Origin of the sequence: Anaerobutyricum soehngenii, assembly GCF_009697165.1 — a bacterium.
In the GTDB taxonomy this organism is placed as follows: Bacteria; Bacillota; Clostridia; order Lachnospirales; family Lachnospiraceae; genus Anaerobutyricum; species Anaerobutyricum soehngenii.
Map to the genome: position 1 here is coordinate 1 of NZ_VULP01000019.1, position 15,317 is coordinate 15,317.

Sequence of the window (15,317 nt, forward strand, 5' to 3'; positions counted from 1 at the left end):
CTCATAGGAAATGCCTCCTAACCAGTCCTAAAAGTTGAGTACTGAACTTTTAAGACATTTAATAATCATAGGACTATTATGGCACTGGTTGGAGGTAAAATCCAGATACGGACTATCTACCACTTACCGAGCAGCCGCGAGACTTGGCGCGTGATTCTGGTCAGCGTAAGCTGACATATTCTTTACAGAATCACTGCGCATCCTCGCGGAGCGTTTATCTCAGTCGGAGATTGGACTCCCACTGAGATAAATTTGCTATCACTCACCACCTGAAAGAGGTGGGAGTCTTCTCGACTGAGATAAATATATAATCTGAAGTTCTTTTTTATATCTTTTTTATATTTTTTCTCGTAGTGAATAAACTCTCTACTCTTCTTTGAGCCAGTTTGCTACATCAAGGGCATGATATGTAATAATCATCTGTGCGCCTGCTCTCTTCATGCCAATCATATTTTCCATAACGATTTTCTTTTCATCAATCCAACCGTTTGCTGCGGCAGCTTTTACCATGGAATATTCTCCACTTACATTATAAGCGCAAAGTGGCATATCTGTTTCCCAGGATGCGGTTTTTAAAATATCAAGGAATGCTAATGCTGGTTTAATGATAATGATGTCGGCACCTTCGTCGATATCATCCTGAATATCACGCATTGCTTCTCTTGGATTATGGTAATCCATCTGATAGGTTTTTCTGTCACCAAAGCCCGGTGCAGAGTGCGCTGCATCTCGGAATGGTCCGTAGTATCCGGAAGCCATTTTAGCGCTGTAAGCCATAATCGGTGTCATCTCATATCCGGCCTCATCTAATGCCTCACGTATTGCTGCAACGTGACCATCCATCATGTTCGATGGCGCTACCATATCAGCACCAGCCTGTGCGCAGGTTACTGCTGTTTTAGCAAGCAGTGGAAGTGTTTCATCATTTAAGATAATACCGTCTTTAATCACTCCACAATGTCCATGGGAAGTATATTCACAAAGACAGATATCTGCGATAACGACAAGTTCAGGAAATACCTTTTTAATGTAACGAATCGCTTCCTGAATGATTCCATGTTCATTATATGCTTCTGTTCCACACTCATCTTTGTGCGCAGGAATTCCAAATAAGAGAACTCCTTTTACACCAGCCTCGCGGATACGGTCTAATTCCTCATCCAGACGGTCGATGGAATACTGATAGATTCCCGGCATAGAATCAATCGGATTCTTAATGTCCTTTCCTTCGATAACAAATACCGGATAAATTAAATCGGATGCACTTACGGATGTTTCACGAACTAATGCACGTAAATTCTCTGATGCACGAAGACGTCTTCTTCTAATCATAATACAACTCTCCTAACTCTGATATAAATTATAACTGTAAACGGTTATAAAAATTACAACTCTAACGTTTATATTTTACCACATTGGATATGAAAAGCAACTTTACTGCTCATCGGAACCAATCTGAATAAACTGAATCATTCCAGGTCCTAAATCTTTTGTCGGTCTGGCGATGAATCCATGCTTTTTATAGAACTCTTCCCTCCCTTTTGCACACATAAGATCAAACATCATTGTGGTCCCTTCGTACCCTTCCTGAATGACAAACTTCTTTAAGGTCTCTAAAATAAGACCACCGATGCCTTCTCCCTGCACTTCCGGACGGATGATCAGATCCTGTACATAGCAGATGATTGCTCCATCTCCTACGATTCGTCCCATGCCAACTGCCTTTCCATCTTTAAATGCAACCAATGTATACAGACTGTTACTAAGTCCTTTTTTCGCCTGATCTCGTGTCAGTTTTCTAAATTGAACTGACTGACGAAGTTCAAGATACGTATCTATATCTAATCTGTCTTCCACTAACTCAATCATTTTGTCCCTGCCTTATTATTTCTTTTATTTCATTTTCGGTAAGAACCCGCTCTTTAGAAAAGGCTTTTGCTGCGGCAGTTTTCAAAATATATCTCCGCATTGCCTCTTCCTCAAAATTCGCCTTTACATACTGGCGAAGTTCTCCCATAAAAATTGCAATATCTGCATAATAATCCGGAACAGCTTTTTCAATCTGGCAACGAATCTGTTTGGATACAGCCGGGCTTCCTGTCCCGCTGTTAATTCCAATACTGATATTACCCTTTCGTACAACAGATGGGAAAATGAAACTGGACTCCGCTTCAGAATCTGCTACATTTACAAGGATGTGATACGCATGGCAAAGTTCTGCAACACGATGGTTCTCCTCACGACTACTTGTCGCTGCCACAACAAGAACAGCCTTTTGAATTTCTTTTTCTAAGAAATCGCTTTCTGCATTTTTTATGAAATCTTCAAAAATACTTTTTTCGGGAAGAACTTCTTTAATCTCATCGCATACTTTTTTTGCAATTACAACAATATCCGCTCCGTATTGAAGCAGCGTATGCACCTTTCTTGCGGCAACTTTTCCACCACCCATAATAAGGCACCGTTTTCCTTCAATTTGTGTAAATACCGGAAAATACATCATCTCTACATCTCAATTCCTATACGAGAACTTATGCCCTGATCAAATGGATGTTTTACCTTTCGGATTTCGGACACATAATCTGCGTGATCGATTAATCTCTCAGAAGGATTTCTTCCACTGAGAACAACTTCTAATGCAAATGGTTTCTTCTCAAGATGTTCAATTAACTTTGCTTCATCTAAAAGATCTTTATCGATAGAATACACACTCTCATCAAGAACAAGCATATCGTAATCTTTTGCCATCTCAAAAAGTTTGTCTAACATTTCATTATTATAATCACGAAGCTCCTTCAGCTCTTCTTCATTCATCTGGAAAGTAAACTTCTGCAATTCTTTTCCTGAAACTACGTTAATCCCTGACTGTTTTTCAAGAATGCTTCTTTCACTGGAACTATTATTTTTCAGGAACTGATAAAAAAGAACTTTTTTTCCGCTTCCTGCTGCGCGAACTGTTAATCCAACACTTGTTGTTGTCTTTCCTTTTCCGTCTCCGCAATAAATGTGTACCAGTCCTTTTCCGGAAGTGTCATCTTTTTTACCACCACAGCGTACTACTTCTTCTTTTTCCCCAAATAATGCTTTATAAACCGCATCCATATCCAGACTGTTTCGAATTAAATCTGCGAGCTTATTATACTGTATTTCTTTATATTCCGCTATACTAAGATGATTTTCGGCAGGATTAATTCCTTTTTCTTTCATAATGTCCTGTACAAGGGCAAATACAAGGTCTTCATTATCGAAAATTCCATGTAGATAACTTCCCCATATACGTCCATTCTTTGTCATATATGCATCGGTTCTTCCGTCTTCCAATGTGATCATAGGAATCGCCTCTCCAAGATTCTCCGTCATGCCCATATGAATCTCATAGCCTTCTACAGAAAGATTTTCAAGTCCATAGATATTATGTTCTTCTGCAATATGTCCGTTAATTCTCGTTCTTGTTTTTGCCTCTTTAAATACTGTCTTAGTATCAAGAAGTCCAAGTCCACGCATCGTACCACCATGCTCTACTCCATCCGGATCATGCATTTCCTTTCCAAGAAGCTGGAAACCTCCACAGATTCCAATCACTCTCGTTGTTCTTGCCGCGCGGATGATTGCTCCTTCCAGACCACTTTCAATAAGCCATTCCATATCACCCATCGTATTTTTTGTGCCCGGAAGAAGAATCAGATCTGGATCACCAAGTTCCTTTTTATCGGTAACATAACGAAGAGATACTCCATCAATTAATTCAAAAACACTGAAATCAGTAAAGTTAGATATGTGAGGAAGACGAATAACCGCTACATCAATTCCCTCTGTGATCGTTTTCTGATTCAGGCGGTCAGAAAGACTGTCCTCATCATCCACATCGATTTTTTCCATCGGAACTACACCGAGTACCGGTTTACCAGTTAATTCTTCTAACATCGCCAGTCCCGGTTTTAAGATATCCACATCACCCCTAAATTTATTGATGACAATTCCACAAAAACGTTCCTGTTCGTCCACAGGGAGAAGTTTGATCGTTCCATAAGCAGAAGCAAATACTCCACCTCTGTCAATATCTGCCACTAAGATGACTGGCGCATCCGCCATTTTTGCCATTCCCATATTTACGATATCATTTTCCGCAAGATTGATTTCTGCAGGAGAACCAGCACCTTCAATTACAATAATGTCATTTTCTTCAGAAAGATGGCGAAATGCCTTCATGACTTCCGGTGCAAGATTATCTTTCATTTTATAGTAATCCTGTGCACTTAAATTATCATAAACTTCTCCGTTTACAATAACCTGAGAACCCATATTGCTCGTTGGCTTTAACAAAATCGGATTCATCCAGTGTGTCGGCTCAATCATAGCAGCTTCTGCCTGCATTGCCTGTGCACGTCCAATCTCCAATCCTTCTTTTGTAATATAGGAATTCAGTGCCATATTCTGTGATTTAAAAGGAGCTACTTTATATCCATCCTGTTTAAATACTCTGCAAAGTCCCGCTGTAACAAAGGTTTTGCCTGAATTTGACATCGTTCCCTGTACCATAATTGCTTTTGCCATTATTCTTCTCCTTTCAAAATCATCCGTAATGCTTTTATAAGTTTTTTATTCTCTTCATGTGCCTTTACTGCTACCCGCCAGTAATCCCTGCCAAGATTTTCATAGTTACTGCAATTTCGGATCATAATTCCATGACCTTCTAATTGTTTATCTAAATCTGTAATTTCCGGTGTCCGGAAAAACAGATAATTTGCTGCTCCATCATACAAAACAACTGGTAATTTAAAAAATTCTTTCTTCATATAAGCCAGCTCTTCTGCTACGGTATCAATGACCTTTTCTTTATAAATATTATCAGCAAGAGCCGCCACCCCTGCACACTGTGCGATGTGACTTACAGACCATGCCTGTCCGACACGATTTACTCTTTCAATTACCTTCTCGCTTCCTGCAAGGATATATCCAAGACGAACTCCCGGAATCGCATATAGCTTTGTAAATGATTTTAAAATAATAAGATGTTCGTATTTTTCTATAAAAGGCTTTACTGTATATTCTTTTTCATTTTTACAGATTTCCAGGAAACATTCATCGACCAGCACAAACGTCTTTGTTTTTTCTGCCCGATCAAGAATTCGGAGAATCCGTTCTCTTTCTGTAAGAATACCTGTCGGATTATTCGGATTACAGATAACAACAAAGTCTGTATCTTCTGTGATCTGCTCTAAAATATCTTCTTTGATAATAAAATCCTCTGTCATCCGATAATATTCTATCTGTGCGCCTGCCGCTGATAGTGCTTCCTCATATTCTACAAATGCAGGTGCCGGAAGTAGTACTTTTTTTGGCTGTAAGCCAAATGCCAGACGGTACAAAAGGTCTGCCCCACCGTTACCACAGGCGATTTTTGTCTCAGAAACTGCATCCTCTTTGCTGATGGCTTCTTTTAAACGGCTGCAATCCGGATCAGGATAATTTATCGTTTGGTCAATCGCCTTCACCATTGCCTGTCGTATGTGCTCTGGCAGTCCAAGCGGACTGATATTGGCAGAAAAATCCAGAATATCTTCCTCTCGGATTCCCATTTCCTTCGCCTTTTTGTAAATGTTTCCCCCATGTGAAATCTTCTTCATAATTTTAGCCTCAATTTTCTAAATCGTTGGTTATCAATCGCAAATCACACCAATCATTTCAAGCATACTAATCCTATAGTATATTCTTCGCATATGATCTACACAGTATTATTCTTATCTTGTGAAATAGCATTACATAAATCTAAATACCTACACGTTAAATAGCTGCACGTAAATTAAAAAAGTAATCAAAGTGCATACTGCCATCGATAAAAATGCACTGACATACAACAATTGATTTGTTCTTTTTATATCTTCGTATTCTACCGGACGGATAGCATCACCGATTGTCGGTTTCACCACTGCTTTTCCAAAGTAATTATGTGTTCCTCCAAGCTGAATCTGTAATGCTCCTGCTGCCACTGCTTCTGTCTGTGCACTGTTCGGACTTAAATGTGCAAAACGATCCCTCTTAAAAATTCTTACTGCTCCTTTAAAATCAAAGCGCAGAAAAAATGCTGCGAGCATCATCATTACCGCTGCAAATCTTGCCGGTACAAAATTACAGATATCATCCATTTTCGCAGAAAAAAAACCGATATGTATCAGTTCTTCATTTCTATAGGCAACCATAGAATCAAGCGTATTTACTGCCTTATAGGCAAAGCCGAGCGGCGCGCCTCCAAGCGCGATAAACAGCATCGGAGCAATTACCCCATCTGCCGTATTTTCGGCGATCGTCTCCACATCCGCTTTTGCCACTTCACTCTCGTCAAGATTCTCTGTATCACGCCCTACCAGATAGGATACTTCCTTTCTTGCACCGAGCAGGTCCCCTTCTTTTAACTTTTTATACACTTTCATAGATTCTTTCTTCAGACTTTTCGTTGCAAGAATCTGATAAATGAAAAATGTTTCCAAACAGAAACGAAGCAGTGGATGAATCATTCTGGCCACATACAACATACCGTATATAACAGCATATGTTCCTGCTACAATAAACAGCATCAGAAAAAATCCGGCTGCTTTTTCCATTCCCGCTTTTCTTTCTATTCCTTTTTCTTTGACTTCCTCATAACTACAGCCATAAATCAGATGCTGCATTCCTTTTTTTAATTTATCGATAAACCACCCGATGATCTGTACCGGATGAACCAATCCATGAGGATCTCCAAAAATTAAATCCAGTACAAATCCAAGCAGCATCGCACAAACCAGTTTCATTCCTTGTCTCTCCCTTTATGCATATTCAAGAATGCCTCAGCATCTTTTTGTACTTGCTTCTTCTGCCATGTCTACGAAACGTTTGGCAACTTCTCTGCAATTATGAAAATAAAAATGTGGATATCCTGCCATAATTTTATCCTTTACATAAAGACCATTCCAGCATTTACCAGAATACTTCGTAATCTCGCAGGCATCGCCCCTTTTATCCGCTTTTGAATAATGGAATTCATGAACGCGGATCTTTGTATCTTTTTTAAAAAATGCAGTATCATAAAGTGCTTTCATCGTCACATAACCAAACTGCATGGACAGACGTTTTGTCATACGCACATCTGTATTGATCAGACCGAGCATTTCCTCCAAGCTGTCATCTGTCTCTACCAGATGATCGCAGACATACATGAATCCACCGCACTCTGCAATAATCGGCTTGCCAGACTGCGCCGCCTCACAGATCGATTGCTTCATGGAAATATTATCTGCCAGCTCTTTTCGATAGGTTTCCGGATATCCTCCGCCAAGATAGATTCCATCTGTATCTTCCGGAAGATGCGTATCATTTACAGGACTGAAATAACAAAGTTCTGCCCCTAACTGCTCTAAAATTTCCAGATTTTCTTTATAATAAAAACAAAAAGCATTATCCTTCGCTACAGCAATTCTCGCCCGTTTTTTCTTCGGAACTTCCGGTCTCTTCACTTTAGGAAGTTCTTCTGCTCTTTGTCCGATTTTCAAAAGTAAATCAATATCTATACATTCTTCTGCTGTTTCACCAAGAAGATTTAAAATCTCATCAAGGTTATCAATCTCTGCTGCAGTCATTAAACCTAAATGTCTGCTTCCAATATAGATTCCTTCTTTTTGAGGAAAATATCCCACAACAGAAATACCAAGCTTTTCTTCAATTTCCGGCTTCATCAACTGATACATCCCTTTGCTGCATCGATTTAAGATAACGCCGGTAACCGGATTCTCCTGATATTCTATCATTCCTTTTATCAGCGGAATCATCGTATGTGACATTCCTTTTACGTTAAATATTAATATCGTCGGCGTTCCTGTCTCTTTTGAAACAGTCCACGTACTCTTTTCACAACTGATCCCGATTCCATCATAATATCCCATGACACCTTCTGTCACAGAGAAATCTACGTCCTGACTATCCTTTCCTACAAGATATCGCAAATCTTGTCCCGTTGAGAAAAAAGGATCAAGATTGCGACAATCTCTTCCGGTAATATGACTATGTAACATAGGATCTATGTAATCCGGTCCACATTTATAAGATTGAATATGAAGTCCTCTGTTCACAAGAGCCTTCAAAATACCACAGGTAATGCTTGTTTTACCACATCCACTGTTTGCACCGGCAAGCAATACCCGCGGCATCCGCTTTACACTTTCCATATATTCATACACCTCCATATTACCTGGGACGATCAATAAGAATCATCTTTATTCCAGTTTGCCGACAGGCTTCTACTTTTATATCAACTCCGCCTGTCTTGCCACTATCTTTTGAAACAAGAACTTCCGCTTTTGTCTCTTTAATAAGTTTCACATTATCTTCAACAGTAAATGGTGGCATTTTCCCAAAAACATGATCTTTTTGGTATCCGGCTTCTGCACATCCTTCCAAAGAAGAAATATTATCAAGTACACGAATAAAAAGACGATCGGCACCATCTTTTACTCCAGCCATATATGCTGCTGCTGTATTTACTCCCGTTGTAAGAAAAATATTGCCTTCTAATTCATTTAAAAGAGAAATTGCTTCCTGCACATCTTTTACATGAACAATTCCTTCATAATTATACTGAAGATTCCTTCTCTCGCATCGTTCATACAAAATACCGGCTGTCTGTGCTGCCTTCTTTACTGTCTCCGAAACAATTCTGGCAAACGGATGCGATGCATCAATAATCTTTCTACAGGAATTTTCCTCAAAAAGTGTAAGAAAACCATCATAGTCAAGCCTTCCTACATGAATATCAATTCCGTATTCCAGAAGCATCTCTTTTCCAAGCTCTGTTGCCACGCTGGCAAGAATCCGCTCCTTTGGATTCGCCCTAAGCAGCTTCTCGATCACCTGTCTTGATTCTGTTGTCCCGGCAATGACCAAAACATCATACTTCATAAATAAATCCTTTCGCTTTCCGCCAATTTCTCAAATACAAACTACAGTGAGCTACATCTCACTCTTAATAATCATTGTTGTAAAATATCCGTATGCACGATCAGGAATCAGTGGACCGACATACTCGCCTTCCATTCCAACATTACTGATGATTATCGCATTATTCTCCATGCCTCTCTCCACCAGCAGATCATAAACTTCTTTTACATGACTTCCGACCTTCATGATCACCAGATTGTCAAATACGCCAAGTGTTTTCTCCACCTGATCGATACCCTTCAATGACGGAATCACACCAAAGCCTTCATTTCCTTCCACGATAGAAATGCCAGCCTTGCTCGCACCCGCACAAAAAGAAGGAATACCGGAAACCATCTCCACGTCGTATCCAGCTTTTAAAAGACGCTTATGCACATACGCATAGGTACTGTAAATTCCAATATCGCCAAGCGCAAGCATCGCAATAGACTTTCCTTCATCAAGAAGCTTCATAATTTCTTCTGCTGCTGCCTGACGGCAGGCTTCACGCTTTGCCTTATCTTTTGCCATCGTAAAAACGATTTCCCGAATCTTTCCTTCAGGAATATCTACCGCACCTTTTGCGATATTTAAAGCGACACTATCCTCGCCTTCTTTTTTCACCGGCACTGCCACGATGTCACATTCTTCAATTAATCTTTTTGCTTTCAGAGTTAAAAGCTCCGGATCACCAGGACCAACTCCGATACCATATAATTTGCCTTTCATAATCTTCCTTTCCAGACGGATTTTGAGAAAGAAAAAGCAATCGTTTGAGTTTATTATGTTTGGACCCAATTTTCAAATGAATATAAAAGAAGTTATTTTTGTTCCGTTGTGCTAAACGTTCCGTTTTGCCTGATAGTACAGACTCGCTCGAAAACGAGCTCGCGAGTCTACAGTCAAAACTCCACAGCACAAAGTCACAAAATATCTTCTTTTATATTCATTTGAAAATTTTACTACAGGTAATCCAACTCAAACTCCTTTCTTTTTCTTCGTCAAAAATCCTGTCTATGTAAATCTATTGGTGGGTATAGTTAATTATTATCTACTCTTCCCTTCTGGTGCTAGAGCATGTTTGAAAAATGCTTTCTGCAAGATGTGCGTTACAATTTGTGGAAGATTTTACCTGAATGAGGGCGGCGTAGCGGGCTACGTCAACTGAATGAAAGCAAAATATACCGCAAATTGGGACGTGCAGATTGCAGGAATGATTTTTCAAACACGCTCTAAAGCATCTTTGGGAAGATTTTGATACAGAAAAGAAGATTGAACTTTATGACTTTGTGCTACGGAATTTTGACCATCGGAACTTCGAGCTCGTTCTCGAGAAGTTCCTGCTTTACTGGGCAAAATGAAGTGTTTAGCACAACGGAATAAAGTCAACTTCTTTTCGTTATCAAAATCGTCTTACAAAGACTCCGCCTTCTTCAGGTGTTTTACAAACATTTCTGCTATTGCGTCAATTTCCCCTAAGCCTTTCATGATGACTTCTGTTTCAAATCCATCTGCTTTTAAGATAGAGTCCCAGGAGTCGGCTTCGGCTCCAGCAAGGTCATTTCGGGCATGATCGCCTGCTACGATCATAAGGGGCATAACATATACTTTTTTAATCTCTCTTATTTTTAATCGACGGATAACATAATCAAGGCTTGGGAATCCTTCTACGGTTCCGACATATGTGCTTTCATGTCCAAGGTCTCTGAGCATGTTTTCAAACTGGCTGTATGCGCTGTTGGCAAAGTGTTCTGTTCCATGTCCCATGAATACAAAAGCTTCGTCTTTCGCTAATGGCTTTTCTAATTCCTGCATAACAATCTCGCAGGCTTCTTTGTAATCTTCCTCTTCGGTAAGAAGGGGAGTTCCAACCTTAATTGTTGGAATCTGATCTTTATATGCCAAAAGCATATTCATCATTTTGTCATATTCCAGTCCATTTATAATATGTGTTGGCTGACAGATTACTTCTTCGTAACCTTCTGCTACCAGTCGTTTCATCACTTCATCCGGATTATGGATAATGACATTTTTTGTTCTTGCCCATTTACGGATAATCATTCCGGAAGTAAATGCTCGATAAAAGTCATAGTCTGGAAATGCTTTTTTGCAGGTTTCTTCAATGTTAACGATTGCCGGAAGTGCTTCTTCAAAGCTTGTTCCAAAGCTTACTACTAATAATGCTTTTTTCCCCATTTTTCTTTTCTCCTCTTATCTTAAATGTGTGCTGTAAATATCATTACCGGATTATTGGTATCCATAATATGATAACTGCCGATTTTACGTCCCCGTCCTACTGTTGCCTGAATCACATCAAAGTCTGTGTCATATTTTCCTAAGAGTTCATTCGCTTCTGCGATTGTTTCAATCGTTACCGCAGAAATGACTACTTTTATCTTCTTGGGAAATGCTGCAATTATCTCTAATATCTGAGATAATTCTTTTCCACTCCCACCGATAAATACTTTATCCGGTTCCGGTAAAGTACATGCTGTCTTAGCTGCATCCCCTTCATAAATAAACAAGTTATCTGCTGAAAATTTTTCTTTATTTTTATAAATCAACTTTACTGCAGTTTCATTCCGTTCCACACTGTGAACCGTTCCAAATGGTACTTGTCTTGCACATTCAATTGATACCGATCCGGTTCCGGCTCCGATATCCCAGACAACATCATCTGGGTGCAGCTTCATTTTATGAAGAATAAGTACACGAATTTCTTCTTTAGTCATTGGCGTTTTATCCCGCTCAAAATCTTCATCTGATAAAAAGCATGGACGCACAATCTGATGTGGCTCTGGATTTTTAATCATGGCTACGCAAAGAGATGGAAATTCTTTTTGTACCATCTCTTCAGGTGTGCCTGACTCAAGTAATTCGTCTTCATAAGAAAGGTTTGCGCCGGCACAGACGGTAACATGATCCATCTGATAGTCGAGCATAATCTGTGAAAGCCATGCCGGTCCTTGTTCCTTACTGCAAAGGAAAAATACTTTGGGATTCTCCGCTACCGCAAGGGCAATAGAACCTGCTGTTTTTGCTCTTCCATGTACACTGATGATCAATGCCTCTTCCATCGTTTCTCCAAATGCTGCTCCAAGCATTTGGAGCGAACCAACACCCGGAATAAGATCCACTTCCCAGCTTTCGCTGATTGGATCATTGCAAATGGTACGATAAAGACTGTACATAAGTGGATCACCACTAACTGCCATCACAACATCCTGTCCTTTAGAAAGTATTTCTCCAATCTGCTCTAATGTATCTTTAATCTTTCCCATCGCGAGAAAGACCGGCTTATTATTTTCAGAATCTGCCTCACTATTGACATCCTGACACAGCTCTTTTAAAACCGGTAAGATTCTTTTTGCCGCAATTACGGTATGGGCTTTTTTCATTTTTTTAATTACTGCCGGTAAAATGTAATCGGCTTCGCCCGGTCCGATTCCGGCTACTGTTAATCTGCTCATTCTGCCCTCCGCAGTTATTTTGATTTTTCTGCCCTTTATAGTTCAACTGTCCTTTATAATTCAAGCCGCTTTGCATCACTATTTTTTACAGGCAGAGAGTACTTCTTCTACATTTTTACTAGCTGCCAGAACTTCATTTTGTCCATCCAGGAAAATAATTCCCACTCTAGCCATCTTATGAGCGGTCTTCTCACAATACTCGGATGCTTTTTGTGCCATATCCGACCAGATATCCATAAGTCCCTCTTCTTCCACAATCTTCATTGCCGCCTTCGTTGTAAGGCAGGAATACAGCTTTTGTATGACTAAAAGAGGGGCGCCATGAAGAGCTGCGTGTGTACAGATCGTTTCGATACGGCCATCTGCTACATGACTATGTGTATTCATTGTCCCGGATGCTACTTTTACAAGCTTTCCGACAAACCCACCAATCAAAATATCAGTAAATCCTCTCTCGACCGCTTCTTCTATCATAAAGCCGATATAATTACTTACCTGTAAAATACACTGAAATTCGCCGTACTGCTCTTTTAACACCGTCTCTCCGGTTCCTCCAAGTACAAAAAGGATCGATTTATGTCCCTGCTTCGCATACATATCAAGCTCTGCGATCAGAGAATCTTTCATTGCCTCTTCGCTCATCGGCCGGACGATTCCCGTCGTTCCAAGAACCGAAAGACCATTTACAATACCAAGCCGCGGGTTAAATGTCTTTTTGGCAAGTTCTTCTCCACCAGGAATACTTACGGTTATATTTGCCTTTTTATTGCCGATAATTTTGCGGATTGCTTTTTCTGCCATCTGACGTGGAACCGGGTTGATTGCCGGCTGTCTGGGAGGAATTTTTAATCCTTCCTGTGTAATGGTTCCGACTCCGTCACCACCAAAAAAGGAAATATCTCCCTCTTCCTCAAAAAGCTCCACCTTTGTAATAATCTCGCTTCCGTTTGTTACATCCGGATCGTCTCCGGCATCTTTTACTACACCACAGACTCCAAATTCTTTTGGGATAATATCCAGATAAAGCGTTTTTCCAATCGGCGTTTCTACTTTCACCACAGAAGGACATTTACCGGTTGTCTGCCAGATAACCGAAGCCTCCGCGCCACCTGTCATACAAGAGCCGGTGGAAACTCCTTCCCTTAATTCTTTCATAAATTTAATTCCAACACAGTTTTATAACTGATATAACATTGCATTACAGATGGTTGCCGCAATATTGCTTCCACCCTTTCGTCCCTTCGGAACGATAAACGGTACTCCGGCCTCCATGATCAGTTCTTTGGATTCTACTACATTTACAAAACCAACCGGAGCACCAATAATCAGTGCAGGGTTTAATTTGCCTTCTTTAATGAGTTCGTATAAGCGGATCAATGCCGTTGGTGCATTTCCAATAGCAAAAATAACGTTTTCTTTTTCTGCAAGAGCGGCTCCTCTTTCCATACAGATTGCAGCTCTTGTACATCCACGCTCTTTTGCCTCTTTTGCTACATCTTCATCGGACATAAAGCAGTGTGCTTCTCCACCAAAAGATGCCAGCTTCTTTTTATTGATTCCTGACCATGCCATTCTTGTATCGGTTACGATATGTGCTCCATTTTTTAAAGCTTCTACACCGATATTCGCAGCATTTTCAGAAAAACATAAATTATCTGCATAATCAAAATCTGCCGAAGTATGGATACATCTTTTTACAATGGAAAACTCCGGCTCCGGCCAGGTTCTCCCATTTAATTCACTTGTGATGATTTCCATGCTTCTTTTTTCGATTTCAGCAGGTTTTACGATTTGAATCTTATCTAACATAATGTCCTCCTGCAGTTTAATTCAATTCTTCATAAGTACCAAAGTTTGTCTGTTCAAAGCTAGGTAATTCCCAGTACGCTTTAAATGCATAATCTGCGATCGTAAATCCCATAACCGCTCCGGTTCCCTCTCCAAGACACATATTGGCAAGTATATATGGTTCTTTGCCAATCGCATCAAGGATTAAATGTCCGGCTGGCTCATTCGAACAGTGGGATGGGAAAAGATATGGTGCACATTCCGGTACCAAACGAATAGCGATCAGAGCTGCTACGGAAGAAATAAATCCATCGATGAATACCGGCACTTGTAATGCCGCTCCACCGATATAACAGCCAACCATACCAGCAATGTCAAGACCACCTACTTTAGAAAGAACATCAAGCGGATCATTCGCATCCACCTGATTTAAAGCGATACTCTGCTTGATCACTTCTATTTTATGTTCTAAATCTTTATTCGTAAGACCGGCACCTTTTCCGGTTACTTTTTCTACACTCTGATCTAATAAAACAGAACAGACGGCACTACTTGTTGTTGTATTACCGATTCCCATTTCTCCGGTAGCAAACACATTATATCCTTTTTCTTTTAACTCAGCTACTGTATCAATGCCAACTTCGATTGCTTTGATTGCTTCCTCTCTTGACATTGCCGGTCCTTTTGCCATGTTGTCGGTTCCGTATTTAATCTTTCTTGAAAGGACTCCCGGATTATCACAATCAGTTGCAATTCCGATATCAACAGGATACACATCTGCTCCACTCATGGAAGACATAATACAGATTGTCGCATTATGCTTTGTCATATTTTCTGTTACTGTTTTTGTTACTTCCTGTCCTGTCTGGGTAACTCCCTCTGCTACAACACCATTATCAGCCGCCATAACAATAACTGCTTTTTTCCCTAAATGCGGTTTCTTATCCCGGTAAATTCCGGCAAACTGTGTCACCATTTCTTCGAGCCTTCCCAGACTGTGAAGAGGCTTTCCAAGTGTATTCCATCTTGCTCGTGTATATTCCATCGCCTCTTCATCTAAAGGTTGAATCTTTTTAATCGCTTCCTCCAGAGTCATAATCATCTCCCCTT

At 40.2% G+C, this 15,317-nt stretch carries 14 protein-coding genes and 2 pseudogenes; 1 reads left to right on the forward strand and 15 read right to left on the reverse strand.

What is annotated here, in order from left to right; all coding sequences use genetic code 11:
* Positions 1 to 366 precede the first annotated feature (366 nt).
* The 10 genes and pseudogenes from hemB to FYJ25_RS15060 all read right to left on the reverse strand — a co-directional run.
* Positions 367 to 1,332 (reverse strand): porphobilinogen synthase, encoded by a 966-nt coding sequence (gene hemB / locus FYJ25_RS09435; RefSeq protein WP_021906210.1) that lies wholly within the window; start codon positions 1,330 to 1,332, stop codon positions 367 to 369.
* Positions 1,333 to 1,434: 102 nt separating this feature from the next.
* Positions 1,435 to 1,869, reverse strand: coding sequence for a GNAT family N-acetyltransferase (locus tag FYJ25_RS09440; protein ID WP_096238990.1), 435 nt, complete (start codon positions 1,867 to 1,869; stop codon positions 1,435 to 1,437).
* Positions 1,862 to 2,503, reverse strand: a complete 642-nt coding sequence (locus FYJ25_RS09445) for a precorrin-2 dehydrogenase/sirohydrochlorin ferrochelatase family protein (RefSeq protein ID WP_096238989.1) — start codon at positions 2,501 to 2,503, stop codon at positions 1,862 to 1,864. The genes FYJ25_RS09440 and FYJ25_RS09445 overlap by 8 nt, the downstream gene beginning before the upstream one ends.
* Before the next feature lie 2 nt (positions 2,504 to 2,505).
* On the reverse strand, positions 2,506 to 4,554 hold the full coding sequence (locus tag FYJ25_RS09450) for a cobyric acid synthase (protein WP_154581171.1): 2,049 nt from the start codon (positions 4,552 to 4,554) through the stop codon (positions 2,506 to 2,508).
* Complete coding sequence (gene cobD / locus FYJ25_RS09455; RefSeq protein WP_154581172.1) at positions 4,554 to 5,627, reverse strand: threonine-phosphate decarboxylase CobD; 1,074 nt, start codon at positions 5,625 to 5,627, stop codon at positions 4,554 to 4,556. The genes FYJ25_RS09450 and cobD overlap by 1 nt, the downstream gene beginning before the upstream one ends.
* Before the next feature lie 150 nt (positions 5,628 to 5,777).
* Positions 5,778 to 6,791, reverse strand: a complete 1,014-nt coding sequence (gene cbiB / locus FYJ25_RS09460; RefSeq protein ID WP_154581173.1) for an adenosylcobinamide-phosphate synthase CbiB — start codon at positions 6,789 to 6,791, stop codon at positions 5,778 to 5,780.
* Positions 6,792 to 6,827: 36 nt separating this feature from the next.
* A complete protein-coding gene (locus tag FYJ25_RS09465; protein WP_167513806.1) occupies positions 6,828 to 8,201 on the reverse strand; it encodes a cobyrinic acid a,c-diamide synthase CobB in 1,374 nt (457 codons plus the stop codon).
* Positions 8,202 to 8,220: 19 nt separating this feature from the next.
* On the reverse strand, positions 8,221 to 8,931 hold the full coding sequence (gene cobK, locus FYJ25_RS09470; RefSeq protein WP_154581175.1) for a precorrin-6A reductase: 711 nt from the start codon (positions 8,929 to 8,931) through the stop codon (positions 8,221 to 8,223).
* 51 nt (positions 8,932 to 8,982) lie between these two features.
* Positions 8,983 to 9,678 carry a precorrin-2 C(20)-methyltransferase gene (gene cobI, locus FYJ25_RS09475; RefSeq protein WP_154581176.1) on the reverse strand — a complete coding sequence of 232 codons (696 nt, stop codon included), beginning with the start codon at positions 9,676 to 9,678 and terminating at the stop codon, positions 8,983 to 8,985.
* 322 nt (positions 9,679 to 10,000) lie between these two features.
* Positions 10,001 to 10,114 (reverse strand): annotated as a pseudogene (locus FYJ25_RS15060) (DUF6783 domain-containing protein); the annotation flags it as partial.
* Between FYJ25_RS15060 and FYJ25_RS15065 the strand changes: the two are divergent.
* Positions 10,082 to 10,207, forward strand: a pseudogene (locus tag FYJ25_RS15065) (DUF6783 domain-containing protein). The pseudogenes FYJ25_RS15060 and FYJ25_RS15065 sit on opposite strands and share 33 nt — an antisense overlap.
* A gap of 155 nt (positions 10,208 to 10,362) precedes the next feature.
* Here FYJ25_RS15065 and FYJ25_RS09480 read toward each other — a convergent pair.
* The 5 genes from FYJ25_RS09480 to cobT form a co-directional block, all read right to left on the reverse strand.
* Entirely contained in the window at positions 10,363 to 11,145 is a 783-nt protein-coding gene (locus FYJ25_RS09480) for a sirohydrochlorin cobaltochelatase (protein ID WP_096238983.1), read from the reverse strand.
* Positions 11,146 to 11,165: 20 nt separating this feature from the next.
* Positions 11,166 to 12,419 (reverse strand): precorrin-6Y C5,15-methyltransferase (decarboxylating) subunit CbiT, encoded by a 1,254-nt coding sequence (gene cbiT / locus FYJ25_RS09485; protein ID WP_154581177.1) that lies wholly within the window; start codon positions 12,417 to 12,419, stop codon positions 11,166 to 11,168.
* Positions 12,420 to 12,497: 78 nt separating this feature from the next.
* The gene (gene cbiD / locus FYJ25_RS09490) at positions 12,498 to 13,574 is read right to left on the reverse strand and encodes a cobalt-precorrin-5B (C(1))-methyltransferase CbiD (protein ID WP_154581178.1); all 1,077 of its coding nucleotides are present in this window, start codon (positions 13,572 to 13,574) and stop codon (positions 12,498 to 12,500) included.
* Between the two features lie 21 nt (positions 13,575 to 13,595).
* Positions 13,596 to 14,228: a precorrin-8X methylmutase gene (locus FYJ25_RS09495; protein WP_021906222.1), complete on the reverse strand. Its 633-nt coding sequence runs from the start codon at positions 14,226 to 14,228 to the stop codon at positions 13,596 to 13,598.
* Between the two features lie 16 nt (positions 14,229 to 14,244).
* Positions 14,245 to 15,303 (reverse strand): nicotinate-nucleotide--dimethylbenzimidazole phosphoribosyltransferase, encoded by a 1,059-nt coding sequence (cobT, locus tag FYJ25_RS09500; protein WP_096238980.1) that lies wholly within the window; start codon positions 15,301 to 15,303, stop codon positions 14,245 to 14,247.
* Positions 15,304 to 15,317 lie beyond the last annotated feature (14 nt).